The 25,309-nt window shown below is 72.8% G+C and carries 21 protein-coding genes, 1 tRNA gene and 1 other RNA gene; 14 read left to right on the top strand and 9 right to left on the bottom strand.

Annotated features, from left to right (window positions below; genetic code table 11):
• Positions 1 to 114 precede the first annotated feature (114 nt).
• Both D7318_RS11935 and D7318_RS11930 read right to left on the bottom strand, forming a co-directional pair.
• Positions 115 to 591, bottom strand: a complete 477-nt coding sequence (locus D7318_RS11935; protein ID WP_120696892.1) for an SRPBCC domain-containing protein — start codon at positions 589 to 591, stop codon at positions 115 to 117.
• A complete protein-coding gene (locus D7318_RS11930; protein WP_120696891.1) occupies positions 588 to 926 on the bottom strand; it encodes an ArsR/SmtB family transcription factor in 339 nt (112 codons plus the stop codon). Before D7318_RS11930 ends, D7318_RS11935 begins: the two co-directional genes overlap by 4 nt.
• A 260-nt stretch (positions 927 to 1,186) precedes the next feature.
• Between D7318_RS11930 and D7318_RS11925 the strand changes: the two genes are divergently transcribed.
• The 3 genes from D7318_RS11925 to D7318_RS11915 are packed head-to-tail and all read left to right on the top strand — an operon-like array spanning position 1,187 to position 3,785.
• Complete coding sequence (locus tag D7318_RS11925; RefSeq protein WP_183091372.1) at positions 1,187 to 2,278, top strand: isocitrate/isopropylmalate family dehydrogenase; 1,092 nt, start codon at positions 1,187 to 1,189, stop codon at positions 2,276 to 2,278.
• Positions 2,275 to 2,946, top strand: coding sequence for a cysteine hydrolase family protein (locus D7318_RS11920; RefSeq protein WP_120696889.1), 672 nt, complete (start codon positions 2,275 to 2,277; stop codon positions 2,944 to 2,946). The genes D7318_RS11925 and D7318_RS11920 overlap by 4 nt, the downstream gene beginning before the upstream one ends.
• A gap of 8 nt (positions 2,947 to 2,954) precedes the next feature.
• Positions 2,955 to 3,785 carry an SAM-dependent methyltransferase gene (locus D7318_RS11915; RefSeq protein WP_120696936.1) on the top strand — a complete coding sequence of 277 codons (831 nt, stop codon included), beginning with the start codon at positions 2,955 to 2,957 and terminating at the stop codon, positions 3,783 to 3,785.
• A gap of 42 nt (positions 3,786 to 3,827) precedes the next feature.
• Here the strand turns inward: D7318_RS11915 and D7318_RS11910 are convergent, their stop codons facing one another.
• Together D7318_RS11910 and D7318_RS11905 are read right to left on the bottom strand one after the other, a co-directional pair.
• The gene (locus D7318_RS11910; protein WP_120696888.1) at positions 3,828 to 4,238 is read right to left on the bottom strand and encodes a VOC family protein; all 411 of its coding nucleotides are present in this window, start codon (positions 4,236 to 4,238) and stop codon (positions 3,828 to 3,830) included.
• Between the two features lie 49 nt (positions 4,239 to 4,287).
• Positions 4,288 to 4,656: a helix-turn-helix domain-containing protein gene (locus D7318_RS11905; protein ID WP_120696887.1), complete on the bottom strand. Its 369-nt coding sequence runs from the start codon at positions 4,654 to 4,656 to the stop codon at positions 4,288 to 4,290.
• A 94-nt stretch (positions 4,657 to 4,750) separates the two neighbouring features.
• Between D7318_RS11905 and D7318_RS11900 the strand changes: the two genes are divergently transcribed.
• From D7318_RS11900 to D7318_RS11880, 5 genes are all read left to right on the top strand, one after another.
• Positions 4,751 to 6,472, top strand: coding sequence for an alkaline phosphatase D family protein (locus D7318_RS11900; RefSeq protein WP_120696886.1), 1,722 nt, complete (start codon positions 4,751 to 4,753; stop codon positions 6,470 to 6,472).
• Between the two features lie 93 nt (positions 6,473 to 6,565).
• The gene (locus D7318_RS11895) at positions 6,566 to 7,384 is read left to right on the top strand and encodes an endonuclease I family protein (RefSeq protein ID WP_120696885.1); all 819 of its coding nucleotides are present in this window, start codon (positions 6,566 to 6,568) and stop codon (positions 7,382 to 7,384) included.
• Positions 7,385 to 7,701: 317 nt separating this feature from the next.
• Positions 7,702 to 8,688, top strand: coding sequence for an AraC family transcriptional regulator (locus tag D7318_RS11890; protein WP_120696884.1), 987 nt, complete (start codon positions 7,702 to 7,704; stop codon positions 8,686 to 8,688).
• Positions 8,689 to 8,801: 113 nt separating this feature from the next.
• Positions 8,802 to 11,987, top strand: a complete 3,186-nt coding sequence (locus tag D7318_RS11885) for an amidohydrolase family protein (RefSeq protein WP_120696883.1) — start codon at positions 8,802 to 8,804, stop codon at positions 11,985 to 11,987.
• 91 nt (positions 11,988 to 12,078) lie between these two features.
• Positions 12,079 to 15,378, top strand: coding sequence for a type ISP restriction/modification enzyme (locus tag D7318_RS11880; RefSeq protein ID WP_120696882.1), 3,300 nt, complete (start codon positions 12,079 to 12,081; stop codon positions 15,376 to 15,378).
• Here D7318_RS11880 and D7318_RS11875 read toward each other — a convergent pair.
• From D7318_RS11875 to D7318_RS11860, 4 genes are all read right to left on the bottom strand, one after another.
• Complete coding sequence (locus D7318_RS11875; RefSeq protein ID WP_230423653.1) at positions 15,368 to 15,760, bottom strand: hypothetical protein; 393 nt, start codon at positions 15,758 to 15,760, stop codon at positions 15,368 to 15,370. The genes D7318_RS11880 and D7318_RS11875 overlap by 11 nt on opposite strands.
• 158 nt (positions 15,761 to 15,918) lie before the next feature.
• Positions 15,919 to 16,578, bottom strand: a complete 660-nt coding sequence (locus tag D7318_RS11870) for a hypothetical protein (protein ID WP_120696881.1) — start codon at positions 16,576 to 16,578, stop codon at positions 15,919 to 15,921.
• Positions 16,575 to 16,994: a hypothetical protein gene (locus tag D7318_RS11865; protein ID WP_147437666.1), complete on the bottom strand. Its 420-nt coding sequence runs from the start codon at positions 16,992 to 16,994 to the stop codon at positions 16,575 to 16,577. The genes D7318_RS11870 and D7318_RS11865 overlap by 4 nt, the downstream gene beginning before the upstream one ends.
• A gap of 302 nt (positions 16,995 to 17,296) precedes the next feature.
• Entirely contained in the window at positions 17,297 to 19,684 is a 2,388-nt protein-coding gene (locus tag D7318_RS11860) for a helicase-associated domain-containing protein (protein ID WP_230423652.1), read from the bottom strand.
• 72 nt (positions 19,685 to 19,756) lie between these two features.
• Between D7318_RS11860 and D7318_RS11855 the strand changes: the two genes are divergently transcribed.
• Positions 19,757 to 20,440, top strand: coding sequence for a hypothetical protein (locus tag D7318_RS11855; protein WP_120696878.1), 684 nt, complete (start codon positions 19,757 to 19,759; stop codon positions 20,438 to 20,440).
• A gap of 695 nt (positions 20,441 to 21,135) precedes the next feature.
• On the opposite strand, the gene D7318_RS11845 is transcribed toward D7318_RS11855, so the two are convergent.
• Positions 21,136 to 21,220 (bottom strand) — tRNA-Ser (locus D7318_RS11845).
• An 85-nt stretch (positions 21,221 to 21,305) separates the two neighbouring features.
• Between D7318_RS11845 and ffs the strand changes: the two genes are divergently transcribed.
• The 5 genes from ffs to D7318_RS11820 all read left to right on the top strand — a co-directional run bounded on the left by ffs (position 21,306) and on the right by D7318_RS11820 (position 25,246).
• Positions 21,306 to 21,402, top strand: an RNA gene (gene ffs / locus D7318_RS11840) — signal recognition particle sRNA small type.
• A 29-nt stretch (positions 21,403 to 21,431) separates the two neighbouring features.
• On the top strand, positions 21,432 to 23,489 hold the full coding sequence (locus D7318_RS11835) for a DNA polymerase III subunit gamma and tau (protein WP_120696876.1): 2,058 nt from the start codon (positions 21,432 to 21,434) through the stop codon (positions 23,487 to 23,489).
• 90 nt (positions 23,490 to 23,579) lie between these two features.
• Complete coding sequence (locus D7318_RS11830) at positions 23,580 to 23,918, top strand: YbaB/EbfC family nucleoid-associated protein (protein ID WP_120696875.1); 339 nt, start codon at positions 23,580 to 23,582, stop codon at positions 23,916 to 23,918.
• On the top strand, positions 23,918 to 24,517 hold the full coding sequence (recR, locus tag D7318_RS11825; protein WP_120696874.1) for a recombination mediator RecR: 600 nt from the start codon (positions 23,918 to 23,920) through the stop codon (positions 24,515 to 24,517). The genes D7318_RS11830 and recR overlap by 1 nt, the downstream gene beginning before the upstream one ends.
• Positions 24,518 to 24,574: 57 nt before the next feature.
• Positions 24,575 to 25,246, top strand: a complete 672-nt coding sequence (locus tag D7318_RS11820) for a DUF5063 domain-containing protein (protein WP_120696934.1) — start codon at positions 24,575 to 24,577, stop codon at positions 25,244 to 25,246.
• Positions 25,247 to 25,309: the final 63 nt, after the last annotated feature.

Below are 25,309 nucleotides of genomic sequence, written 5' to 3'. Positions count from 1 at the left end.
TACTACGGCGGCGCGTTCATCCGCTCGGTGAACGGATCGGCTCGGTGAACGGATCGGGCGAGCCGGGACCCTGGCTGACCCCGTCGAGCGTGACGAGCCCGGTGAGGGCGATCCTCAGCGCGGGGCCGCGCCCTCGGCGAGCGCGGCCAGCTGGCCGACGACCGAGCCCACGCCGTCCGCGAAGCCGAGCCGCTCGTGCTGGGCGCGGGCCTCGGGGTCGCCGTGCCGGACGACCATCCGGTAGTCCGTGCCGTCGGGGTGATCGTCGAGCGTGACCGTGGTGGTCATCGCGACGGGGTCGGGGTGCGCGGGGCGCCATTCGCTGTCGATCGCGTTCGTGAACACGATCCGTCTGAGCTCGTCGACGGCGAGGAAGCAGGCGTCCAGGTGCGGGACGAACTCGGCCCCTTCGTCGCTCAGCCACGTCACGAACGCCCCGCCAGGGCGCAGCTCCAGGCGGTCCACCCGGCAGCGGGTCGGGGCGGGGACCCACCATCGCGCGAGCCGGGTCGGGTCGGTCCACGCGCGCCACACGGTCGCGACCGGGGCGCGGATGATCCGCCGCAAGGCGAGGTCGAGGTCGGGATTCACTGTCTGTTCTCCTCGGGGTCGGTGACGAACCGCTCCAGGCGGTCGGTGCGCTCCTCCCAGACGCGGCGCTGCTCCGCGAGCCAGTCGTCGACGAGGGCGAGCCGCTCGCGGTTGAGCACGCAGGTGCGCACCCGGCCCGACTTGACCGTGCGGATGAGCCCGTTCGACTCGAGCGTCCGCACGTGCTTCATGAACGAGGGCAGGGTCATCGGGAACGCGCGGGCGAGGTCGCCGACGCTCGTGGGCCCGTGGCCGAGGCGCCGGACCACGGCGCGCCGGGTCGGGTCGGCGAGGGCGACGAACACACCGTCCAGGTGCGCCGAATACTGTGCCATGGAGCTAAGTGTTGCGGATGAAAATGGTTTACGCAAGGGCTAAGTGTTGGGGGTCGCGCGGCGCGCGACCCCCCGCGCCGCGCCGCGGCCAAACCATTGGCCAGTGCATCTCACCCTTTTCGGTGAACAATTCCCGGCTCCTCGCCCCCACCCGCCCCCTCGAACGGATAGTGGAGGGCGTTCCGAGCCATCGGGGATGTCGTCGGGAAGCCGTCGGGAAGCCGTCGGGGAGAGATGGGGTTCAGCATGGGTGGAGCACCGTGAAGTCGGCCGTCGGGCTCGCCGTCGGGCGGGGGACGGGGCCGGAGTTGGCGGCGGTCTTCGAGCGGGTCGTGGGGGAGGTCGCCAGGGCGTACGGGCGCGAGGTCGACCTCGTGCGCTCGCCGAGGGCGTACCACTCCTATGTGTCGCTCAAGGCCGAGGGCGGGATCGAGCGCGTCCGCGAGCTGACCCGCGCGGACGCCGAGCACTACGAGCGCTTCTGCCGCTCCCTGGCCGCCGCCGGGGTCACGGCCGTCTTCCGCACGGCGATCAACGCCCAGTCGCTCTACCTCGTGCGGCAGCGCCTGCGGGCGGTGAAGGTGGACCCCATCGGCTCGGGCGACGCGTCGATGCTGCTCGTCCGCGACCAGGCCCAGGGCTTCTACACCGGCGAGAACGAGCACGCGCCCGGCACCGTCACCCGCACCCAGACGTTCAGCCACGCGGTCACCGACGAGGTCGTCGCGCTCGCGCTGCGGCGGGCGCGGCGGCAGTGGCCCGGCCGGGAGGTGGGGCGCGTGGTCATGGCGTACAAGTTCCACCTGCTCGACGGCGCCCTGGACGCCTGGGTGACCGAGATCGCCCACCGGCGGGGCGTGCGCATCGAGTTGTGCCAGCCCGACACGGTGAACCGCGACCTGGTCGAGCAAGGGCCCGCGCCGCGCACCGTGATCGTCGCCGGTAACGAATGGGGCGACATCATGCATGTCATCCTGCTCGACCGCTTCGGCTCCGAGCGCCAGGAGAGCCGCTGCACGGAGAACGTCCACCTCGACCCCGACGTGGCCGGGCTCGTCGAGTACCAGACCGTGCACGGCTCCGCCGACGACCTGGCGGGCCGCGACACGGTCAACCCCCTGGCCACCGTGCGCGCCGCGGCGGCCATCGCCGAGCGGCACGTCGGCTGCCCGGGCGCGGTGGACGCGGCGGAGCGCGCCCTGCTGGCCATGCGCGAGCGGGGCGTGGGGACCCCGGACGCCGGGGGGCGGCACACGACGACGGCGGTGGTGGACGCGTTCCTCGACGCGTTCGCCGACGTGTTCGCCGACGTTGTCGCGACCGCGGGGCCGACGCCGGTGGCCGGGTCATGACCGCCGGGGGCGGCACGGCGCTGATCGCCGTCGACCTCCAGAGCGACTTCAGCGCCGGATTCCCCGGCGATCCCACGGCGTTGGACCGGGTGACCACGAACGCCGCCCGCGCCGTCGACGCCGCGCGGCACGGCGGCACCGAGGTCGTCTTCGTCCGCTTCGTCGGCGACGTCGAGCACCAACGGCCCAGCTGGCGGCGCAGGGACGAGCTGCTGGGCAAGCGGCCCAAGTGCCGCGAGGGCTCGAGCGGGGCGGAGTTCCACAAGGTGGCCCCGGCCCCCGGTGAGCGGGTCTTCACGAAACGGGCGTGCTTCGACGCGTTCCTCAGCGACGGGTTCGAGCGGCACCTGAGCGAGCGCGGCGTGGGGCACCTGGTGTTTGTCGGCCTGTTCACGGACGTCTGCGTGGACTCGACGGCGCGGACGGCGTTCCAGAAGGGGTTCCATGTGACGGTCCTGACGGACTGCACCGCGAGCCTGCACCTGCCGGACGCGGAGATCCTGCGCTTCATGCGCCTGGTCTACGGCGCCCGCACCACCACACTCACCCCCGAGGAGGCGGCCGCGTGGGCGACGTCGACAGCGATACCGTTCCCGGCAGCGTCCCCGGCAGCGCCCCCGACCCCGGCGCGGGGGTCGGCGCGGGCATCGAGGGCGGCGTCGGCCTGACCGCGCTGATGGTCGCCGCCGCGCGGGCGATCGAGACGCACCGCGTCGACGCCCTGGCCAGGGACGCGCACGCCGAGCACTTCGTGCGCGCCGCGCGGGCCTCCGCGGGCTGGCCGACGCGCCCGCGGCAGGTCCCGGACGGCGACGCGAACCCCCTGTGGGGGCGCCTGGGCCGCTACTTCGGCCTGCGCACCAGGGTCATCGACGACTTCGCGCTGCGCTCGGCCCACGCGGGAGCCCGTCAAGTCGTCATCCTGGGCGCGGGGTTGGACGCGCGGGCGTTCCGCCTCGACTGGCCGCCGGGCTGCGCGGTCTTCGAGATCGACAGGGCGGAGGTGCTGGCGTTCAAGCGCGGGGTGCTCGACGGGCGCCGCGCCACGCCCCGCGCGGCGCGCGTCCCCGTCGCCGCCGACCTGCGCGACGACTGGGCGGGCGCGCTGACCGCCGCGGGCTTCGAGCGGGACGTCCCCACCACCTGGCTGGCCGAGGGCCTGCTGCTCTACCTCCCCCACGCCGCCGAGCGCCACCTCGTCGCCACCGTGGACCGGCTGAGCGCGCCGGGCAGCGCGTTCGGCTACGAGGCCAAGCTCGACATCGGGGCGCCGATGGCCAGGGACAGCCCCGTCTACCGCGCGACAAGGCGGCAGATCGGCGTGGACCTGCTCGCGCTCTTCGACGGCGACCCGCGCCCCGACTCGGCCGCCGACCTGCGGACCCGGGGCTGGTCCACGGCCGTTCACACGCCGTTCGACTTCACCCGCCACCACGGCCGGGGCCCCCTCCCCGAGCCGAACGACCCCCTGGCCCCCAACCGCTGGATCTTCGCCCGCCGTCCCTGACCGGGCGTCCCTGATCGGGCGCCCCGGGGTGACGCGCCCGGCTCAGACCTTCGGCTGGCTGAAGCGGATGTGGTTGCCGAACGGGTCGCGCAGGCCGCAGTCGATGCCGTAGGGCTGTTCGACCGGGCCCTGGGTGAACTCGACGCCGCGCGCCAGCAGCGTCTCGTATGTCTTCCGGCAGTCGTCCGTGCGGAAGAAGAGGTGGCCGCCGAGCGCGCCCTTGGCCATCAGTTCGCGGACCCGCGCCGCCGTCTCCTCGGACATCGCGGGCGGGCCAGGGCGTTCCAGCAGGATCTCGCGGTCGGGCTGCCCAGGGACGTTCACGGTCAGCCAGCGCATGAAGCCCAGGTCGGTGTCGGTGGTGACCTCGAGGCCGAGCGTGCCCACGTAGAAGTCGAGGGCCTGGTCCTGGTCGAGGACATAGAGCTGTGAGTGGGTAAGGGCGTTGAACATGCGCGTTACGTTAGCGGGCAGAACCGGACAAGAACTTATCCAGAACTGCTCAATCTCCATGGGCCGACGGTCGCGTCCACGCCATCGTGAAGCACGTCGGAACGCCCGTGGCCACCGCCTCGCGCCGGTACGCCCTCGGCGAGCGCCCGACGATGGCGTGGAACGTCCGGCTGAACGTGCCCGGGCTGCCGAAGCCCACCTCGAAGCAGATGTCCGTCACCGCGCGGTCCGTCGCCCGCAGCAGGAACATCGCCCGCTCGACGCGGCGGCGTTGCAGATAGCGGTGCGGCGTCTCGCCGAACGTGGCCCTGAACGTCCGCGCGAAGTGCGCGGGGGACACCTGCGCGATCCGCGCGAGCGCCGCGACGTCGAGCGGCTGCGCGTAGGCGCGATCCATCGCGTCCCGCGCCCGCAGCATGCGGCGATTGCTGTCCTCGACACCCTGCCCCACGCGCCCATCACACCACGGCCCGAGTCCCCCGGCGAGCCACCGGGCGACGGCTCGGCGGACGATGGGCGGCCGGGCGGCGAACTCTTCGGATTCCGGGCGGACTTCGCGGGCTCCTGCTCTAGCATCTGCCCTCGTGAACCCCCTCGGACCCTCCCGCCGCGCCGTCGTCACGACCGCCGCCGTCGCCGCCGCCCTGCCGCTCGCCGTCGCGGGCGAGGCCGGTGCGGGCGAGGCCGGTGCCGGGGAAGCCGGTGCCGGGGACGCGCCCGGGTTCCTCCATGGCGTCGCCTCGGGCGACCCGCTGCCCGACGGCGTGCTGCTGTGGACGCGGGTCACGCCCGTGCCGGGCGCGGTGCCGGGGTCGGGGGCCGGGCCCGAGGTCGAGGTGGAGTGGGAGATCGCCACCGACGCGGACTTCGCCGCCGTCGTGGCGCGCGGCCGGGTCGTCGCGAGCGCCGCGGCCGACCACACCGTCAAGGCCGATGTGCGCGGCCTGCTGCCCGACACCGCGTACCACTTCAGGTTCGCGGCGGGCGGCGTCCGTTCGCCCGCGGGCCGCACCCGCACCGCGCCCGCGGACGGCGCGGATCCCGCGAGCCTGCGGTTCGGCGTCGTCTCCTGCTCCAACTACGAGGCGGGCCACTTCGCCGCCTACCGCCACCTCGCCGCCCGGGCCGACCTGCACGCGGTGCTGCACCTGGGCGACTACGTCTACGAGTACGGCACGGGCGAGTACCCGGCCGAGCCCGTGCGGCGCCATGAGCCGGCGCACGAGGTGCTGACGCTGGCCGACTACCGCGTCCGGCACGGCCATCAGCGCACCGACCCCGACCTCGCCGCGCTGCACGCCGCCCACCCCGTGATCGCGATCTGGGACGACCACGAGACCGCGAACAACAGCTGGCGGGACGGCGCCGAGAACCACACCGAGGGCGCGGAGGGCGCGTGGTCGGCGCGCCGGGAGGCCGCCGTCCAGGCGTACTTCGAGTGGATGCCGGTGCGGCCCGCGATCGAGGGGACGACCTACCGGCGGCTGCGGTTCGGCGGCCTGGCCGATCTGCACCTCCTCGACCTGCGCTCGTTCCGCGACCAGCAGGTCGGCATCGGCGAAGGGGCGGTCGACTCCCCCGACCGCACGATCGCCGGGCGCGCCCAACTGGAGTGGCTCACCTCGGGGTTGTCCGCCTCCGACGCCCGCTGGCACCTGGTCGGCAACTCCGTGATGATCTCGCCCGTGGCGTTCGGCTCGGTCCCCGCCCACCTCCTCGGGCCGATCGCCGAGTGCCTCGGCATCCCCGCGGGCGGCCTTGCCGTCGGCACCGACCAGTGGGACGGCTACACGCACGACCGCGAGCGGCTGCTCGGCCACCTGCACGGCCAGGGCATCGCCAACACCGTGTTCCTGACCGGCGACATCCACATGCACTGGGCGAACGACGTGCCGTTGAACGCCGCGCTGTATCCGCTGTCGCCGTCCGTGGCCACGGAGTTCGTGGTCACGTCCGTCACCTCGGACAACCTCGACGACATCCTGGGCGTGCCGCCCCACACCCTCTCGGGCGTCGCCGAGGCGGCCGTCCGCGCGGCCAACCGGCATGTCCGCTGGGTGGACATGGACTCGCACGGCTACGCGGTCCTCGACATCACCGCCGAGCGGGCGCGGATGGACTACTTCGCGCTCTCCGACCGCGCGGACCCGGCGGCCACGAGCGCGTTGGCGCGTTCGTACCTCACCCGCTCGGGGACGCAGCGGGTGACGCGCGCCGACGAGCCGATCGCCTGAGGGGCGCGGGCCGGCGGTTACGCGCGTAGTTTCCGCCAGGCGTATGGCAGGTACATAACAGGAGACCCCGGCACACACCGAAAGGCCCCCCACATGTACCGGACCCTGCTCACCGGCGCCCTGGCGGCGGCGCTCTCCGCGCCGCTGCCGCTCGCCGTGGCCGCCGAAGCCGACACCGGCGCCGACGCGGGCACCAGCGCCGAAGCCGACCTCGGAGCCGCCGACCACACCTACTACGCCGACGCCGAGGGCGAGACGGGCGAGGCGTTGAAGACGGCGTTGCACGAGATCATCAGCGCCGATGTCACCCGGCTCAGCTACTCCCAGGTCTGGGACGCGCTGAAGGAGACCGACCAGGACCCGTCCGACCCCGGCAGCGTCATCCTGCTCTACAGCGGCGAGTCGCGCGGCGCCGACCAGAACGGCGGCAACGTCGGCGACTGGAACCGCGAGCACGTCTGGGCCCAGTCGCACGGCGACTTCGGCACCTCGGCGGGCCCCGGCACCGACATCCACCACCTCAGGCCCACCGACGTGCAGGTCAACAGCACGCGAGGCAACAAGGACTTCGACAACGGCGGCTCCCCCGTCGCGAGCGCCCCCGGCAACTTCACGGACGCCGACTCCTGGGAGGCGCGCGACGAGGACAAGGGCGACATAGCCCGGATGCTCTTCTACATGGCCGTCCGCTACGAGGGCGACGACGGCTTCGCCGACCTGGAGCTCGACGACGACACGAGCAACGGCGGCACGCCGTTCCACGGCAGGCTCTCGACGTTGCTCGAGTGGCACGCGCAGGACCCGCCGAGCGCCTCGGAGGAGCGCCGCAACGAGATCATCTTCACCGACTACCAGGGCAACAGGAACCCGTTCATCGACCACCCCGAGTGGGCCGAGTCCATCTGGGGCTGAGCCGCCCCGGGGCGGCCCCCGAGTCGGCCTCCACAGCCGAGGCCCCGACCGTGGTCAGGGGTCGGGGCCTCGTGGCGTGGTCGTCGGCGCCGCGGCCGAGAGGCGGGCTCGCCGCCCTGGACATCCCCCGTGGATCCAGGACGGTGTCCGCCTGACGCACATGTCCCGAAGTCACCCCGGGAGTCGTCCGCGCCTTGACTGTGGACACACACGACGCTACTAACGAAAGCCACCGGTCGGCTACTCGCCGAACGCGGCTCTCGGCCGGAAAGCGCGGAGGCCGGAAAGCGCGGAAGGGGGAGAACGTCCTGCTGAGCATGCTGCCGACACTCGTGGACAGCGGCGACCTCGAGGAGACCCGCGAGATCATCAGCAACGCGTACAGCCCGTACCAGCTCGACTGCCTGGGCGATCCGCGGGAGTTCTCGGCGTGGTACGCCGAGGACGGCTTCCCCGGGATCACGCTCTCCGGGCTGCGTTACGGGTCCCCGCACCTCGCGGCCGAGACCCTGATCAAGCCCGCGCCGCTGGGCACCTATCTGCTGGTGTGCGAGGTCACCCACGGCCGGGTGACGGTCAGCTCGCCGGGGCGGGAGGAGTACGGCGTCGGCCCGGGCGGAACGTATGTCCTCGACCCGTACCGCGGCTTCCAGGTGCACTGGTCGCCCGGCGCGCGGATGGCGACCGTGCGCCTGGCGCGCGAGGACGTGGAGCGCGCCGCGGCCGACGCGCTCGGCGTGGAAGGGCCGGTGCGCGCCCGTTTCGCGCTGGGCGGCGCGGTCTCGCCGCAGGCCGCGAGGAGCTGGGCAGGCATCTCGGAGGCCGTGCGCCGCGAGGTCGTCGGCGGCGGCGTCGCCCGCACCAACCCCCTTGTCGCCACGCACCTGACACAGACGGCGGCGGCGCTGCTCGTCGGGACGCAGCGGCTGATCACCACGGGCGTGGACGCGCGGCGCACCGGGGCCGTCTCGCACGCGGCGGTGCGCCGCGCGATGGCCCTGGTCGAGGAGCGGCCCGAGCGCCCTTACACCCTCGCCGACCTGGCGGCGGCGGCCCGGGTCAGCCCGCGCGCCCTCCAGGAGGCGTTCCGCAGGCACCTGGACACCACGCCGCTCGGCCACCTCCGCGACATCCGCCTCGAACGCGCCCGCGATGACCTGCTGATCGCGGGCCGCGACGGCTCGGCCACCGTCTCCGACATCGCCTACCGCTGGGGCTTCGGCAACCTCGGCCGCTTCGCCGCCGCCTACCGCGCGCGGTACGGCGAGCCGCCATCGACGACCCTGAACTCGGCGGGGAGTTGACCCCGGGATCGGCCGGGAGCCCAGGTCCCGAACGCCACGGCCTGCCCCCACCCGAGCGACGCTCCCTTCAACGCCGCTCAAGGCCCCTTCACCCCCACCGCACGGAGGGTCGGTTGGACACCGCAGACACCCCACGCTCGTCCGGCTCCGCGATCTCCAGGCGGCGGTTTCTCGGGACCACGACCGCGGTCGCCACGACCGCGGTCGGGGCCGCCGCCCTCGCCGCCGCCGAGCTGCCCGCCGCGGCGGCCCCCCGCTCCGCGGGTCGCACGTCCCTGTCCCTGACCGCCGCCACCAACGGCTCCGCGACCCTCGCCCCCTCGGGCGACGCGCTGGTCGCCGAGATCCAGAACGTCCTGTGGTCCATCCCCCGCGAGGGCGGCGAGGCGACCGCGCTCACGCCGCCCGACCTGGAGCCCAACCGGCCGCAGTTCTCGCCCGACGGAAGCCTCCTGGTCGTGTGCGCCTACCGCGGCGGAGGGTTCCACCTGTGGACGCTGCGCCCCGACGGCTCGGGGCTGCGGCAGCTCACGGACGGGCCGTGGGACGACCGCGGGCCCGCGTGGTCGCCGGACGGCCGACGGATCGCGTTCGCGTCGGAACGCGGCGGCGACCCCGTCACCGGCGGCCCCTACCGCATCTGGACCCTGGACGTCGAGACGGGCGAGCTGGCGCGCGTCACCGGGCTGCCGGGTCAGGAGGGGCCCGCGGCGGACGGCGCGTTCGAGGACTTCGACCCGGCGTGGTCGCCGGACGGGCGGCGCCTGTTCTTCGTGCGCGCCTCCGTGGGCGCCGAGGGCGCGCTTGAGGCGCGCACCATCGCCTCCGCTCCCGCCGATGGCTCGGGGCCGGTCCGCGAGGAACTCACCGAGACCGGCGAGGCGTTCCAGCTCATGACGCCCGCGCTCTCCCCCGAAGGGCGCCTCGCGCACCTGCGCACGACGCCCGCGCCCGCCGCGTCCTGCGCGCTGGTCGTGGACGGCGCGACCGTGGACGTGGAAGGTGACGTGCTGCCCGTCCCGGTGCGGTGGGTCGCGCGCGACGCGCTGCTGTTGACCGTGGACGGGCAGTTCCGGGTGGTGCGCCCCGCGGCGCCCGGCGAGGCGGAGGAGATCCGTTTTCACGCCACGCTCCCCGTGGACAGGCCGCGCCACCGCCGCAGGTCGTTCGCCGCGGGCGGGGCGGTGACGCGGCAGGTCAGGGGCGTTCACCTGCCCGCACTCTCGCCCGGGGGGCGCGAGGTGGCGTTCGCGGCCCTCAACGCCCTGTGGATCGCGCCGGTCGAGGGCGGAGGCCGCCCGCGCAAGGTGCTCCAGGCCGAGCCGACGCGTTACCCGCTCGCCCCCACCTGGACGCCGGACGGGCGCGGCCTCGTGTACGCGGACGACCGCGACGGGCTGTTCGCGGTGCGCCGCAGGGACCTGGACTCGGGCGACGAGACCGTGCTCGCCACCGGAGGCCGGGTCTTTCCCGCGCTGTCGCCCGACGGGCGGCGCCTGGCCTGCCTCGACATGGCGGGCAGCCTCGTGGTGCGCGACCTGGACACCGGGGCCGAGCGCACCCTCGCCGAGCCCCTGGGCGGCGGGGGCCTGCCGGGCAGGCCCAGCTGGTCGCCCGACGGGCGGCGCGTCGCGCTGTGCGACCGTAACCGCGTCAACCAGCGCTTCCGCGAGGGCTACAACCTCATCAGGGTCGTCGACGCCGACACCGGCGCCTCGGCGCTGCACGCCGTCGCCCCGCACACCTCGATCTCCGACCGCTACGACTCGGGGCCCGTGTGGTCACCCGACGGCCGGTGGATGGCGGTGATCGTCGAATCCGCCCTGTGGCTGCTGCCGGTGCGGCCCGACGGGGCGCCCGAAGGGGAGCCGCGCCTCCTGACCTCCGAGGCCGCCGACCACCCCTCCTGGTCCGGCGACTCCCGCACGCTGCTGTACCTGTCGGCGGGCGCGCTGCGGCTGATCGGCGCGGACGGCGGCGGGGCCAGGACCGTTGACGTGCCGCTCACCCGCCGAAGGGCCGCCCCCGCGGACGTCGTCGTGCGCGCGGGGCGGCTCTGGGACGGCACGGGCGAGACCGTGCGCGAGGACATGGACGTGATCGTCCGCGAAGGGCGCGTCGACGCCGTTCGGCCGCACCGCGCGGGGCGGCGCGCCGACCGGTACGTCGACGCGTCCGAACGCACCGTCATCCCCGGGCTCTGGGACTCCCACACCCACCCGTGGCAGAGCACGTACGGCGGGCGGCAGGCCGCGCTGCAACTCGCCTACGGCATCACCACGGCCGTCTCGCTCGGCGGCTTCGCCTACGAACAGGCCCGCGTCCGCGAGGCCGTCGACGCGGGCGACATGGCGGGCCCGCGCCTGCTGGCCACCGGCGAGCTGCTCGACGGCGCCCGCGTCGCCTACAGCATGGGCAGGGCACACGCGACGAGGGAGGGCCTGCGCCGCACGCTGGCGCGGGCCGCGGGCCTCGAGTGGGACTTCGTCAAGACCTATGTGCGCGCCCCGGGTTGGGTGATGCGCGAGGCCGCGGCGTTCGCGCACGACCGGCTCGGCGTGCCGGTGGGCAGCCATCTGTGCTCGCCCGGCGTGCAGTTGGGGCACGACCTGACGACGCACCTCCAGGCCACGCAACGCCTCGAGTACGGCCACGCCACCTCCGCCACGGGCCGCGCGTACCAGGACGTCGAGGAGATCTACACGGCAACGGACTTCCGGCTGATCGCCACCCCGTTCACGGCCCTGCCCCTGCTCGGCGCCGACCCCGGCCTCGCCGACGACCCGCGGGTCACGGCGTTGATGCCGCCGTGGGACAGCGTCCTGATCCGCGAGCAGGCCCAGGTGCCGCCCACCGACGAGCAGTTGGCGACGCTCGACACGGAAACGGCCGTCTACCGCCGCCTGTTGGCCAACGGCGGCCTGGTCGCCCTGGGCACGGACCAGCCCCTGGTCCCCGTGGGCCTCCACCTCCACCTGGCCCTGCGCGCCCTGCACCGCGCGGGCCTCTCACCGACCGAGACCCTGCGCACGGCGACGACGCTCCCGGCGCGCGCCTTCGGCGCGGAGGACGACCTGGGCACGGTGACGGAGGGCAAGCTCGCCGACCTGACGATCGTGGCGGGCGACCCGTTCACGGACTTCACGACCCTGGTCCATACGGTGGGCGCCCTCCGCGGCGGAGTCCCCTACGAACAGTCGGACCTGGTCGCGGCGTTCGCGGACACGGAGGTGACCGGCGAGGACTGGCAGGAGATCGGCCGCATCATGCGCCGGGACGGGTGCTGCGACGGGGGGTGAGGGGGGCGGGGCGCGACAGGTTGCGCTCGGTCTTCCCGAGCTGACGTAGCGTGGGTACCATCGGCGCCCTGACTCGATCCTTGGGGGGCGTATGTCAGGGGGGTTGGACGGCTGGCTTCTCGATGCCGTCGGGGAGTTCGGACGCGTCTGCAAGGTGAAGCTCGCGGGCGGCGGCAGTCCGGAGGCCGCCATTCGCGCTCCGCTGGAGACCCTGCTCCGGACGGTGGGCGAGCACCATCAACAGCACGAGGTCTCCTGGCATGACGAGTTCCGGGTCGCCGACCTCGGTGTCCGTCCCGACTACGCCATCCGCGCCAGTGGTGAGCTGACGGGCTACATCGAGCTCAAGAAGCCAGGTCTTTCGGTCGATCCGGAGACCTTCGGCAAGAGCAATCGCGAGCAGTGGGAGAAGCTGCGGAACCTGCCGAATCTGCTGTACACCAACGGCACCGAGTGGCGCCTCTTCCGGGACGGACGGCAGTTCGGCGAGACGGTGTACCTCACCGGCTCCCTGCGCACCGCGGGCGACAGGCTGGCGCCCGCGGATCCGGCGGCACTGGACGCCTTGCTCAGGGCGTTCCTGGTGTGGAAGCCGCCCGCGATCAAGCGCGTCGCCCGGCTTGTGCAGCATGTCGCCCCGCTGTGTCGACTGCTGCGCGCCGCGGTGCAGGAACAACTCGCCGCCGAGGCCCGCTCGTCGAGCCGTGAAGACGATGTCCGCTCCCGACCGTTCACCGGTTTGAGGAACGACTGGCGCCGCATGTTGTTCCCGTCTGCCGACGACGCGACCTTTGCCGACGGCTACGCCCAAGCGGTCACGTTCGCCCTGCTGCTCGCCCGCTCCGAAGACGTCCTCCAGGACGGGATCGGCCTGCACGACATCGGTCGCCGCCTCGATGCCGACCACGCGCTCATGGGGAAGGCGCTTCAGCTTCTCACCGACAACGTCAACGAACGCTTCACCGTGACACTGGAGTTGTTGCGTCGCACCATCACTCAGGTGGACTGGCCCGCGATCCGTGCGGGTAACCACGACGCCTACCTTCACCTCTACGAGCACTTTCTCACGGCGTACGACCCGGGGCTCCGGCAGAGGAGCGGCTCCTACTACACCCCGCACGAGGTGGTGAGGGAGATGGTGCGCCTCACCGATGATGTGTTGCGGACCCGCTTGGGGCAGACCGACGGCTTCGGCGGCGACGGAGTGCGGATCGTCGATCCCGCCATGGGGACCGGGACCTTTCTCCACACGATCATCGAGCGTGTGGCCGAGCAGGCCGCCGATCGCTCCGGGCCCGCGATGTCCCGGGACGCGATCGCTCGTCTCGCGCCGCGCCTGTACGGGTTCGAGATGCAGATGGGGCCGTTCGCCGTCGCGGAGTTACGCGCCTCCGACCTCCTCAAGCGATACGGGACCCCGCTGCCCGAAGGGGGACTCAACCTCTTCGTGACCGACACGCTCGACAACCCGTCCGTCGAGGACGAGTACCTCGCCTCCACCTACGAGGCCCTGTCCGAGTCGCGGCGGCGCGCGAACAATGTGAAGGCCAACATCCCGATCACTGTCGTCATCGCCAACCCGCCCTACGACGACAAGGCGGAGGACCGCGGTGGCTGGGTGGAGAAGCGTGCCGATCGCCACGAGGTGCCTCTGCTTGACGCTTTCCGATACCCGGACAACGGCCGCTACGAGCACGTCCTGAAGAACATGTACGTGTACTTCTGGCGCTGGGCCACCTGGAAGGTTTTCGACGCGCACGACGACGAGCGCCACGGCGTCGTCTGCTTCATCACGCCTTCAGGCTGGGCCACGGGCCCCGGTGGACGCGGTATGAGGGAGTATCTGCGGCGCACCTGCGACGAGGGCTGGATCATCAACCTGTCGCCCGAGGGACACCGCTCCGACGTCTCCACCCGCCCCTTCCCCGGCGTCGCCCAGCCGCTGGCCATCTCGATCTTTGTCCGCAGGGCCGGGCTCGAACGGGGCAAGGGCCACCGGGCACGTGTCCACTACCGTGCCCTCGCCGGCCGCCGCGCGGAGAAGTTCAGGCAACTGCGCGAGGTGGGTCTCGACGACGGGGGCTGGCGCGACGCGCACACCAGGAGTCCACGGCCGTTCACGCCGCGGACCGACTCCGGGTGGGAGGACTTCCCGGCTCTGGGAGATCTCTTCCCCTGGGGCAGCCCTGGTATGAAGTCCAATCGCTCCTGGGTCAGCGACCCGTCCGCCGAGGTGCTCCGCCGACGCTGGGCCACGTTGATACGGAGCGGCGACCCACGGACGAAGGCGGAGCAGTTCAAGGAGACACGCGACCGCGATCTCCACACCGCGAGGCCGCCGTTGCCCGGCCGGACCGCCCGCTCCCGCCCGATCGGCGAGGAGACCGATGCCCAGCCCGACCTTGTCCGCACGGCCCTCCGCAGCTTCGACCGGCAGTGGCTGATCGCCGACAGCCGGGTTCTCGACTTTCCGCGGCCCGATCTGTGGGCCTCACTCCAGGACGGCCAGATCTTCCTCAACCAGCAGTCGTCCCACGCGATCGAGTCGGGGCCCGCCGTCGTCGCCACGCATCTGCTCCCGGACACCCACCACTTCAACGGCCGCGGCGGCCGAGTCCTGCCGCTTCTGCACCCGGACGGGTCACCGAACCTGCCGCTGGGCCTTCTCCCTCATGTGGCACGCTCGGTGAGGCAGGACGGGGTCACGGCCACCGACCTGGCCGCCTATGTCCTGGCCGTGGCCGGACACGAAGCCTTCACCCGGAGGTTCGCCGAGGAGTTGCTGACCCCGGGCGTGCGGTTACCCCTGAGCCGGGACGCAAGGCTGTGGGCCCGAGCCGTCGCGCTCGGCCGGGAGATGCTGTGGGCCTCGACCTACGGTGGGCGGTGCGCCGATCCGGACGGTGGGCGGCGCGCCGGGCAGGTGCAGTTCCCTTTGGGAGACGCGCGGCAGGTGCGTTACCTGACACCGATCGGCAGCCGCATCCCGGGGCAGCTGGAGTACGACCCCGCTACGCGGACACTCCATGTCGGGGACGGGTCGTTCGCTCCCGTCCCCGAGGTCGTCTGGGCCTACGACGTCGGTGGGATGAGGATCGTCAGCAAGTGGTTCGGCTACCGCAAATCCTCGCCCACCAGCAAGCGGACGAGCCCTCTGGACGACCTGCGCGCCGAGCACTGGCCCCACGAGTGGACCTCGGAACTGATCGACCTGCTGTCCGTACTCCGTCGCCTCACGGACCTCGCACCGGCACAGGAGGACCTGCTGGCGGAGATCCTTGCCGGACCGGTGATCACGGAGGCCGAGCTGACAGCGGCCGGGGTGCTGCCGATTCCCGCGGTGGCGAGGAAGGCACGGCAGCCCGTGGAGGGCACGCTGTTCAGCCGGTGAACGGGGGGCCCTTGTCCAGGTCGGCCAGTGCTTCCGGCAACGAGTAGGTCCCGTCCGCCACCCTGCGGACGGCCCGTGCGAACCGCGGGGCCACCGCCTCACGAGCGTCTGCCAGCAGTGCGACCTCACCCAATCTCTCCTGCGCTGCCTCGAACAACGCCCGGAAATGGACCGCGGCACCCAGGTCGGTGAGCACCAGCCCGCCCTCGGCCAGGTCGACCAGCTTCATCCACCGCAGGGTCGGCAGATCGGCCCGCGCCCGGTCCACATCGAGGCCGTCCACGGCCAGGTCACGGGCGAACGCCGCCCGGTCGCTGGGGTCGCCGACCGGCCCCTCGGCCAGGCGTGCGAGGAGTCGCCACTGCGCCTCCGTGAGATCCACATGAGGCAGGGGAGCCGCAGAGTGCATGAGCTATGCCTAGCACGCGCCGAGGACAACGGCGGCGCCCTGTCGTCGACGGACCGGCAGTCGAGCTGACGCTTCGGCGTGAAGACTGAGGAGAAACCGGAGGCGTTGCCCTGACGGTGTCCGCGCTCTCACTATCCACGAACCTTCCAGTTGCGGATCGCTGTGTCGAGCTGGGAGCACAGCCGGTCGGCGGCGGGGCTGCCCGGCAGAAGCTCGCCGTACGTCTCGCTCAACCGGCTCGCGGTGAGCCGCGCGAGAGTGTCGGAGCTGCGCGACGGAAACACCAGCGAGCACTTCCTCTCAGTCATTTCTTGGGCGAGACCGAGAAATCCGCGACCCACCCCCAATCCGGGAGAGGCGGGGTAGTACTTGGCCTCGATCGCGGCGATGAGCTTGCTGTTACGGGGGTGTAGGGCCGCCAGTCGACTGCGTTCCGCCTCTTGATGGTCGATGATCGCGATGTCACACTCGTGCGCCACCTTCGAGCGGCCGACCACATAAACACCGAGGTGGATCTCGAGCCGCTTGGGAGATCCCCGGAAGTCAACCAGTGCGTATGTGAAGTTCCCCGACCAGAGATTGCCCGGAGACCTGCGGAAACGAAGAGACCGGGCCCTCGAATGGCCATCCTCTGTCAGGAGTACCTGTCCTCCGGCCTTCTTTGCGGCATCGAGGCTCACGGCCAGCAGCGACGCTTCGTAAAGGTCGGACTCCTCAGCGTGGCGGCGATAGACAGGTTGCAGTACGCCAATCGCCTGCTCGATGGCGCGTGTCAAATCTCCCCTGCTCATAGATCATCCCCCTCGAACAGGAATCTCACCCTCCCCAGGGCGGCCTCGGCCTCGTCCGTCTCCGCCCTCAGGTCCACGTGCCACAGGGACTCCAGCTCGGGATCGCCGAACCACGCCTCGGGCTCCATCCCGTTCTCGTATGCCGTGTCGAGCACTGCCTTGCGTGTGGCGTACATCGCCTCGGCCAGCGTCAGGAGGGCCTCACGAACGATCTCGAGGCGCTGCTCCCCACTGTACGGAACAGCGGTTGCGTCGCCCTTCCCGAGAGGAGAGAACCTGCTTGTCGCGAGCCGAAAGGTCCGTTCCTGATGGACTGCCTCTTGCCTGAGTTCCGCCTCGGAGACCGGGCGGCCGCGTCTGACCTGCTCGTCCAGCTGATCGGCAAGCTGTGGCATCGCCTCCCGGAACAGCGTCATGACGCGATCGTATGCGTCGTCGCTGAGCCGCACCCTTTCCCCTTCCTGTGCTTATCTCGACCAACTGTATGCGGACCAGGTGACAACGCTCTTGACCGTGATGACGGTCAAGAGCGTTGTCGTGACGGGTAGCCGGTTCAGGGCCCGATGAATGAGTGGCCTGCGGAAGGGAAATGTTCCATCCCGCGGAGGCGCGACCACTTTTGTTGCCGCATCTCCGAGGGCCAGGGTCGGCGCGCCGTCCGCTGCTCTCGACTTTGCGGCGGGATCGCGCGATCCCACGCCCGGCCCCGCGCCACGCGCTACGTCGGCATGACTTCGTTGATCCGGGAGAGGGTGAAGACGCGTTCGGCGTCGCGCAGGTGGCACCAGGCTTCAAGGAACGGTGGGTCCAGGGCGAGTTCGCTGAGGGTGCGCACGGTGCGGCTGCCGGAGGCGGCGGTGTAGTGGATGGTGACCGACCCGTTCTCGTCGATCGCGTGGGCCAGTTGACGGATGTCGGCCGCGGAGAGCGAACGCGCGTGCCTGGCGACGACATCCTCGGTGTCGGTCCCGGCAGCGGGGTCGGGGTCAGGAGCGTGCGACGAGGAGGACCGCAGCCTGGCCGCCACCGCGCCCATGTCGACGGGCACCGAAGCCCGCGCCGAGCGGGCGCCGCCGCCCCGGGAACGCGCCCCCGAGCCAGTGGCGCGGCGGGGGCGGTCGCGTTCCACGCGCACCGTTCCGTCGGCGCTCTCGGCGACGGGGGCGTAGCCCGCGGCCCGCAGCGCGGCGAGGGTCTTGGCGGGCGGGACCCGGCCGACCAGCACGGTCGGCGCGAGCGGCCGCAGGCCGAGGGCGGCGAGCGCGCGGTGGGCGGCGAGCTCGGCGATGAGGGCGGGGTCATCGCCGTGGATGACACAGGCCGCGGAGGCGACGCGCACCCGGCCGTGGCCGCGCGCGGTGTCCTTGATCAGGTACGACAACGGCTGCGGCAGCGCCCCGACGGCGACGGCGGCCAGGTCGGCCGCGATCGCGTCGGCCGTGCGGCCCGCGTCCAGGGCGCGGCGGATGGTGCCGGACCCGAACCGCCACACCGTCGCCGTGCCGCCCGCCTCCCTGTCCGCGACGCCGTCGAGCAGCGCGGCCAGACGGGCGGTCGGCGTGCCGGTGACGACGGCGGTGAGGTCGGCGCCGAAGTGGGCCGTTCGCGTGGCGGGCGGCAGCAGCCGCCGACAGGCCGCGGCCAGCGCTTCGCCCTCGGCGGCGCCGATGCGGGACAGGGCGCCGCGGGCGATGACGCCGAGCAGCTCCGCCTCGCGGATCACGGTGGCGAAGGGAGTGGTGTCCTGGGCGAGTTGATGGGCGAGCGGACGGAACCAGACGACCGAAGAGCCCAACTCCGCGGTGTTCGCCGCACCTTGGCCCGCCGGGAGGCGCCCCGCCACGGTGAGGAGCCCGTCCCGCGCCCCCACACAGCCGCCGCAGGGCGGGGCCATGGCGAGCGCGGGCAGCGCCTTCCCGTCCTCGCCGCGCGCCTCGGACGGGGTCAACGGCAGCGTCCGCCAGGCCAGGAGCAGCGGGGCGAGGCGTTCGGCGGGCTCGCGTTCCGCCCAGGCGTCGTAGTCGTCCGTCGGCGCGACCTGGCCGTCGTCCCAGGCCAGGAGACCGGCCGCGTACGCCGTTTCCAGGGCGAGGCGGACGACGACGACGTCGCACAGCGCCGCCCTGCCGACCCGGGACAGCTCGCGCGCGCCCACGCCACCCGACTTCAACAGGGTCGGCGGGGCGGCGGAGCACACCGCCAGGACCGACGCGGCGTCGGCGGCGAACGCCATGGCCGAGGCCGCGGCCTCCCGGTCCACCTCCGCCTCGGTGACGGCCACCGTCCGCACGGCGGGCGGCGTCGGCGCGAACGGGGCGCGCCAGTCGGCCCCGCGCAGCGCGAGCGCCACCTCGGCGGGCATCCGCGCGGGCCCGTACCCGTGCGGGGCCCGGACGAGCAGCCCCCGCTCCAGGGCCCAGCGCGCGCCGGAGCCCGCTGTGGCCTCCGGGTCCACGAGCCGTTCAGCCGGGTGACGCGCTTGCCGCAGCAGCAGCTCGCGCGCGGCCTCCGGCGCCGCGGCGACCGCCGCGGCGACCCGTTCCGGATCGCCGTGGTGCGCGAGCAGGGCGGTCAGCCGCTGCTTCTTGGCGGTCCCGGGCGACGGGACGCCCAGGGCCGCCAGCACGCGGCGCAGCTCGTCGGACGTCGTGTCCGCCAGCAGCCGCGCGAGCGGCGCGTCCAGGCCCAACGGCCGCTCCCACGCCTGCCGCAACGGCGTCGCCATGCGCAACAGCCCCGCGCGATCCGGCCAGATCAACGCCCGATCGGACAACGACGTGAGCGCCGCGTCCAGTCCACGAGCGCGCTCGGCCCCCGTCGCGTCCAGCAGCTCGGCCAGGGCGGCACGGGACACGGGCCCGAGCGCCGCCAACGCCTCGGCCACCTGCGCCTGCGGCAGCGCGAGCCCGGCCAGCGCCGGAGCCACCGACCCCGGCCGCTGAAGACGGTCCGCCAGCTCGCCGAACGACCGCGGCTCGGGCGGGCGCACCGCATCCGGGCGAGCCGCCAGGACCCGCTCGAGCCGGTCGTTGTCCAGGCCGCTCAGCCATGCGGCGAGCGTTGATCCGCTCGGCTTGCCGATGATGACACCTCCCGGGGAGAGCAACGTTGTCCAACGGAACCCAGCTTGGCGCATCGAGGCCTGAGCCGTGTCAGTCCCCCGTGCCATCATCCTCATGTGCTGACGATCCACGGATACGAGGGCGGCCCCCTGGTCGACGGCGGCGCCCACCTCGACGATCCGTTGTTCTGGCCGGTGCACCTCGGGTCGTGCCTGCGCGGCGACGACGCGCAACGAGCCGCGTTCGGCGCCGACCTGGACGCGGCCATGGAGCTCTACGGCGCGCTCTCCGCCGAGAGCGCGTGGCCGACGTTCACCGTTCCGCTGCGCTCCGGCCACACCGTCCACGTCGTCTACCGCAACGTCGACGCCGACCGGGGGGTGGACTACCTGATGCACCACCCGGATTGGCCGAGGGCTGAGGTCATCGCCCGGGACGACGGCCACTTCATGGGCCCCGGCATGGCCTGGCCGGAGCTGCTGTCCGTCGCCAGGCAGTCGGCGTCGGACGGCGACGCCCGTCTCCTGCTGCTGTTCCCGGCCCTCGGCGACGCGCGGCTCCCCGACGACGCACCCGCCACCCTGACCACGGCGCTCGCCGCCCGCACCGCGATCGCAGAACCGGCCGCCGTGGCGCGCACGCTCCTGGAGAACCAGGGCCAATGGACGGCCCCGCACTGGCAGTCGGTGGACGGCACGCTGACCAACGACGGCGGCCACTCCTACCGAAACCCCCGCAACTCCTTCGCCCTGCCCGCCGAGCGCCTGAGGGAGATCAGCGAGGCACTGAACGCGGAATAGCCCACGGGCCACCGGACCACGCGTTGCGAGGATCGCCAGAAACCGCCGGATGGCGGCGGGCCTTTGTACGGCCCGGTCCGAACGCCCGCGAACGGCGCCGAATGAGACGGAAACTGAGACGGACGGCCGGGCCGGACCGGCTGGCATCGCTCGCTAGCGAGGGGGACCCCATGGCATTGGCTCGCAAGGGAGCGCGGCGCATCGTTGTCGACGGCACGGCCTACCGCTGGCGGCTGCGACACAAGCCAAGTTACTGCCAGGCCCTGTCCTGGACGCCATGCACGTTCGCGGTAGAGCACGCGGACGCTCCCGGGACAACGCTCGTGGTGACCACGAACCAGCCACACCCGAGCAACTGGGTCGGGCGCGAGGCTGAGCCGGTGCTGCCGTCCGACGTAGCCCGAGCCATCCGGATCGCCCTTCGAGAGGGCTGGGCTCCAACGACTCCAGGCCCGCCGCTCTGCCTCGACTGGTCCGCAGGCTTCACGCCCTCGCCCTGACCGAGGCAGCTCTCGAGGTATCTCCACGTGCCGGACGCCATGCTCGGGGACGTCGCCCGGAGGATCGTCGACGCTTTCTGGGGAGCCCCGGGGCACCCCTGTGGACAGAAACCAGGACAACGAGGGGCGAGCGCAACGAAGGCCCCCGGCCGTGGATGGCGGCGGGGGCCTTCGTACAGCCCGGTGAGAGCTGGGCGGAGGATACGAGATTCGAACTCGTGAGGGTGTGAACCCAACACGCTTTCCAAGCGTGCGCCCTAGGCCTCTAGGCGAATCCTCCGCCGGACACGATACAAGAGATCGCCGAGTGGTCGCGAACCACTTGGGTGGGGGCGGGTGGGGGGTGGGGATCCGGTAGGGTTGGCGTCAGCCCCTCACGCGGCGCTATCTCGCTGAACTCCCCCAGGGCCGGAAGGCAGCAAGGGTAGGTGAGCTCTGGCGGGTGCGTGAGGGGCCCTCGTCTGTCAGCGGTGGCCGTTATCGTCGGTGGTGTGTCCTCCCTCGCGCTGTATCGCCGCTACCGACCCGAGACCTTCGCCGAGGTCATCGGGCAGGAGCATGTCACCGACCCGTTGCAGCAGGCCCTGCGGAACAACCGGGTCAATCACGCCTATCTCTTCAGCGGGCCGCGGGGCTGTGGCAAGACGACCAGCGCGCGCATCCTGGCCCGCTGCCTCAACTGCGAGAAGGGGCCGACCCCCTCGCCCTGCGGCGAGTGCCGGTCCTGTGTCGATCTCGCGCGGAACGGCCCTGGCTCGATCGATGTGATCGAGATCGACGCCGCCTCGCACGGTGGCGTGGACGACGCCAGGGAGCTGCGGGAGAAGGCGTTCTTCGGGCCCGCCGCGAGCCGGTACAAGATCTACATCATCGACGAGGCCCACATGGTCACCCCGGCGGGGTTCAACGCCCTGCTCAAGGTGGTCGAGGAGCCGCCCGAGCACCTCAAGTTCATCTTCGCGACGACCGAGCCCGAGAAGGTCATCGGCACCATCAGGTCGCGCACGCACCACTATCCGTTCCGGCTGGTCCCGCCTGGCACGCTGCGGGACTACCTCGGGGAGGTCTGCGAGCGCGAGGCGATCCCCGTGGACGGCGCCGTGTTGCCGCTGGTCGTGCGGGCCGGTGCGGGCTCGGTGCGGGACTCGATGTCCGTCATGGACCAACTGCTCGCCGGCGCGGGCGCGGACGGCGTCACCTACGAGATGGCGACGGCCCTCCTCGGGTACACCGACGGGGCGTTGCTCGACTCGGTGGTCGACGCCTTCGCCGCGGGGGACGGCGCCGCGGCCTTCGGCGTGGTGGACCGGGTGATCGAGGGCGGTCACGATCCGCGGCGGTTCGTCACGGATCTGCTGGAGCGGCTGCGGGACCTGTTGATCCTCGCCGCGGTGCCGGACGCCGCGGACAAGGGCCTCATCGACGTGCCCGTGGACGTGCTGGAGCGGATGCGGGCGCAGGCGGGGGCGTTGGGTCCCGCGGAGCTGAGCAGGGCGGCCGATCTTGTCAACACCGGGTTGACCGAGATGCGGGGCGCCACCTCGCCGCGGCTCCAGCTGGAGCTGATCTGTGCCCGGGTGCTGCTGCCCGCGGCCTACGGGGACGAGGCGGCGCTCCTCAGTCGCCTGGACCGGCTGGAGCGGGGCATCGCCGCGGGGCCGGGTGTGAACGCGCCCGCCGCGGCCGCAGCCCCCGCCGCGGCCCCCGCGCCCGTGCCCCCGCCCGTCGCCGCGTCACCGCCGTCACCCCCGCCCGCGCCACAGGCGTCCCAAGCGCCGCCGCCACAAGCCCCGGCGCCGACCCCCGCGCCGCAGGCCCCACCGCCCGCACAGGCCCCACCTCCCGCACCGGCCCCGCAGCCCGCGGCCCCGCCCCCCACCACCCGCCAGCCCGGCGCGTGGCCCATGGGCGCCCGCCCCGCGGCGCCCGCGCGCGCCGAGGCCGCCCGGGCGCCCGCTCCGGCGGCGACGAGCGGCCCCGACTCCTCCGTCGTGCGGCACGCCTGGCCCCAGGTGCTCGACACGGTCAAGGGCAAGCGCCGGTTCACCTGGATCCTGCTCAGCCAGAACGCCCAGGTCATCGGCGCCGACGGCGGGGTGCTCCGGCTCGGCTTCGCCACCCCGGGCGCCAGGGACAGCTTCGCGAACGGCGGCAGCGAGGACGTCCTCCGCGCGGCACTGGCCGAGACCGTGGGCGGTCAGTGGCGGATCGAGACCATCGTGGACCCCGGCGGGGGCGCGGCCCAGGCCATGGCCGCCCCGCCCCCGCGCATGGCGCCCGCGCCCGCCCCCGCGCGACAGGCCCCGGCGTCCGCCCCGGCGCCGACCCCCGCGCCACAAGCCCCCGCGCGACAGGCTACGGCCCCCGAGCCCGCGCCCGAGCCCGCCCCACCCCCCGCGCCACGAGCCCCCGCCCCGCCGCCCGTCGCGGTCGAGGACGACATGCCGGAGGAGGACGATCCGGACCTCGACGACACGGCGCTCAGCGGCCACGAGCTGATCGTTCGCGAGCTGGGGGCGACCGTTATCGAGGAGTTTCACCACGAGTGAGCCCCATGGGTGAGACCGCGGCGCCCCGAGCCCGTAGGCTCAAGAGGGCAAGCGCAGAGGAAACGACGTCGACGAGCCAGGAGTGAGGCCGTGTTCCCCGGTGGTGGGGTCGATATGCAGCAGCTGTTGCAGCAGGCCCAGAAGATGCAGCAAGACCTTGCCGCGGCGCAGCAGGAGCTGGCCGAGACGCCCGTCGAGGGCTCAGCGGGCGGCGGGCTGGTCAAGGCGACGGTCACGGGCTCGGGCGAGTTGACCGGTCTGGTGATCGATCCCCGCGCGGTGGACCCCGAGGACACCGAGACCCTGGCGGACCTCGTGATCGCGGCCGTTCGGGACGCGAACAACTCCGCTCAGGAGCTGGCCAAGACCAAGCTCGGACCCCTCGCCCAGGGGCTCGGCGGAGGTGGCATTCCCGGGCTGCCGTTCTGATGTACGAAGGCGTGGTCCAGGACCTCATCGACGAGCTGGGCCGGCTGCCCGGCGTGGGACCCAAGAGCGCCCAGCGGATAGCGTTCCACATCCTCCAGGCCGAGCCCGCCGACGTCAGGCGCCTGGCGCACGCGCTGACGGAGGTCAAGGAGAGGGTCAGGTTCTGCGCGGAGTGCGGCAACGTCGCGCAGGAGGAGCGGTGCCGCGTCTGCCTCGACCCGCGCCGCGACCAGGCGGTCATCTGCGTGGTCGAGGAGCCCAAGGACGTCGTCGCCATCGAACGCACGCGCGAGTTCAGGGGGCGGTACCACGTGCTGGGCGGGGCGATCAGCCCGATCGACGGCGTCGGCCCCGGTGACCTGCGGATCAGGGAGCTGCTCGCCCGGCTCGCCGACGGCTCGGTCACGGAGCTGATCCTGGCCACCGACCCGAATCTGGAGGGCGAGGCGACCGCCACATACCTCGCGCGGATGGTCGGCTCCCTGGGCCTTCGGGTCACTCGGCTAGCCAGCGGGCTGCCGGTCGGGGGAGACTTGGAGTATGCCGACGAGGTCACCTTGGGGCGTGCGTTCGAGGGTAGGCGCCTGCTCGATGTGTAATGCAGACGCAGACATAGGGACCGTTGGGGAGGCGATCACATGATCTCCGAGACGCCGATGCCGAAGTCGCCGCCGCGGGATGGTGCGGCGGGGGGAGGCCCTGACAGTTTCGCGGTGCAGATCGCCGACCAGGTGGAGAGCTTCATCGTCGCCGTCTCGGAGGTCGCCAAGGGCGACGACCCGGACGCCGCGGTGCCCCACCTGCTGCTCCAGGTGTCCCAAGTGCTGCTGGCGGGCGGCAGGTTGGGGGCGCACGAGGACATCGTTCCCGAGGAGCGCTACGAGCCGGACACCGGTCCCGAGCCCGACATGGACGAGCTGCGCGAGCGCCTGGCCTCGCTCCTCGCGCCCATCGACGTCTACTCCGAGGTCTTCGACCCCTATGTGCCGCGCAGCACGCCGGTCGCCGCCCGGATCTCCGACGACCTGGCCGACATCATCTCCGACCTGCGGCACGGCATGGCGCACTACACCGAGGGCCGGGTGAGCGAGGCCCTGTGGTGGTGGCAGTTCTCCTACCTGTCGAACTGGGGCCCCACCGCGAGCGCCGCCCTGCGCGCCCTCCAGTCCCTCGTCGCCCACGTCCGCCTCGACACTCCGCTGGCCGAGCTCGACGGCCTCGACACGGACAGTGACGCGGAGGACGGCGACCTGGAGCGGCAGGCGGGCCGCGTGATGGAGGCGGAGATCGCCGCCCCGCTCGGCCTGGGGCGGTCGGCGGGAGCCTGATCCCGACGCAGGACCCGCGCCGAGCCCTCCCGCCGGGCCCCGTGTCATGGCGCGGGCGGCGGC

The sequence above is a fragment of the Streptomyces radicis genome, from assembly GCF_003626575.1.
Taxonomy (GTDB): Bacteria; Actinomycetota; Actinomycetes; order Streptomycetales; family Streptomycetaceae; genus Streptomyces; species Streptomyces radicis.
Note: the sequence above shows the minus strand (reverse complement) of the source record. Positions and strands in the feature narration are given on the sequence as shown.